We start from the raw sequence: 2,192 nt of genomic DNA, 5'->3' as shown, positions 1-2,192 counted from the left end.
GTGGTCCGTTCTGACGCAAGCAGGTTAATGCGGTAACGGGGTTGGCCGATCATACTGACTGTACTGTGCGAACAAGATAGTCAATAGGGTACCATTAATCGCCAAAGCCCTTACAGGGACTTGGGCGCCGCTGTACTAGTGCGCGAGCACCTGACACCATTCGCGCCGCTCTACGGCGCGATGAACGAGCGGATGGACGAGTTCGTCCGCCTGTTTCCGGTCCACCCGGCCTATCTCGACACCTTCGAGCGCGTCTATGTCGCGGAAAAACGCGAGGTGCTCAAGACTCTGAGCGCCGCCATTCGCCGTCTGCTTGCCGAGGCGGTACCGACCGACGAACCCGGCCTCATCGCCTATGACGCCTACTGGCAGAACCTCAAGGACAATCCATCGTTCCGCTCGATCCCCGAGATCCGCGACGTCATCGAGAAGGCCGATGTCCTCGAAGCCCGGATTCAGCAAGCCTTCACCCGCCCCTCGTATCGGCCCGCGGCACTGCGGATCATCCACGCGCTCTCGGTCCATCGGCTGACGACCAGCGATATCTTTGCCCCCATCGGCGCCACGGTCGAGGAGCTGCGCGACGATCTGTGCCTCCTGCTTCCGCTGCCGGAGCGCGACGCCGAGTTTCTCAAGACCACGGTGGAGACGGTCCTGGGCGAGATCCTCAAGACCGTGAGCGGTCAGTTCCTCTCGTTCAATCGTGAGAATGGCCAGTATTATCTGGACCTCAAGAAGGACATCGACTTCGACTCGCTGATCGCCCGGCGCGCCGACACCCTGAGCGACGCGCAGCTGGACCGCTATTACTTCGACGGTTTGCGGCGGGTGGTGCTCGAAGACCCCGAGGCACCTGCTCATGTCGCCGGTTATCGCATCTGGGAGCACGAGCTGGAGTGGCGCGAGCGCCAGACCGGGCGCAGTGGCTACCTCTTCTTCGGCGCACCGAACGAACGCTCCACGGCGCAGCCGCCGCGCGATTTCTATCTCTACTTCATCCAGCCGTTCGAGCCGCCCTATTTCAAAGACGAGCGCAAGGCGGACGAGGTCTTCTTCCGGCTCACGCAGCGCGATGAGGATTTCGACCGTGCGCTCCGGCTCTACGCCGGCGCCCGCGAACAGGCGCTCGCCGCGTCCGGCGGCAACAAGAAGACCTACGACGACAAGGCCGTCGAGCACCTGCGCACGCTGCAACGCTGGCTGGAGGAGAAGCTGACGACGGCCTTCGAGGTCACCTATCAGGGCAAGCCGCAGCTCCTCGGCCTGCTGTTGCAATCGCTGTTTGCGCGGACCCCGGCGCGCGGCGGCGTGCGCGACTATCTCGACGTGGCGGCCGCGGTCTCGCTCTCGGTTCACTTCCACGACACCGCGCCCGACTACCCGGTCTTCAGCACGTCGATCACGCGTGCAAACCGCGCGCAGGCGGCTCAAGACGGGCTGCGTTGGATCGCCGGCGGCGTCAAGAGCCAGCTCGGTACGGCGATGCTCGACGCCCTGGAGATGCTCGACGGCGACCAACTGCGTCCGCGCAAGTCGCGCTATGCCAAGTCCATCATCCAGCAGCTCGGGACCAAGGGCGAGGGTCAGGTGCTGAACCGCTCCGAGTTGGTTCAGGAGCAGGCGGGGGTCGAGTACTGGACGCGCTTCCGGCTGGAACCCGAGCTACTCGCGGTGGTGCTGGCGGGACTCGTCCACAGCGGCGATCTGGTGCTGAGCGTCATCGGCAAGAAGATCGACGCCGGCGCGATCGACCAATTCGCCAAGCTCCCGATCAGCGAGCTCGCGCAATTCAAGCAGGTCGAGCGCCCCCGCGACCTGCCGCTCGGGGCGCTGCAGGAGTTGTGCGACCTGCTCGGCGTCCCCAAGGGTCTGATCGTCAACTCGGCGAAACGTGACGAGGCCGTCACCCAGATCCAGGGGAAAGTCGCCGAGTGGGTCAACAAGGCCGTGGTGGCCCAGGCGCATCTCGCCGACCTGACGCTCTGGGGCAAGCCCATCCTGTCCGAGCCGGAGCAGACCGAATGGTGCCAGCGCCTGAGAGTCTGTTCAGAAAGTCCCTGTTGAATTGCATATGTTTTTTCAAGCATGGGAGCACAAACTGGACGGAAATCGGCTTTTGCCTAAATTTCATGTGTAAGTCAAACTGCAACAATCTAACCCGAATGTTTCATAAATCTCCTAGCAGCCTGTCG

The 2,192-nt window shown here is 63.0% G+C and carries 1 protein-coding gene; it reads left to right on the top strand.

Annotated features, from left to right (window positions below):
- Positions 1–138: 138 nt before the first annotated feature.
- Positions 139–2,064, top strand: a complete 1,926-nt coding sequence (locus QZY07_RS10140) for a DUF6079 family protein (protein WP_295402120.1) — start codon at positions 139–141, stop codon at positions 2,062–2,064.
- Positions 2,065–2,192 lie beyond the last annotated feature (128 nt).

It is taken from the genome of uncultured Thiocystis sp. (genome assembly GCF_903866365.1).
GTDB lineage: Bacteria > Pseudomonadota > Gammaproteobacteria > Chromatiales > Chromatiaceae > Chromatium.
This window is presented reverse-complemented; position numbering and strand designations above follow the sequence as displayed.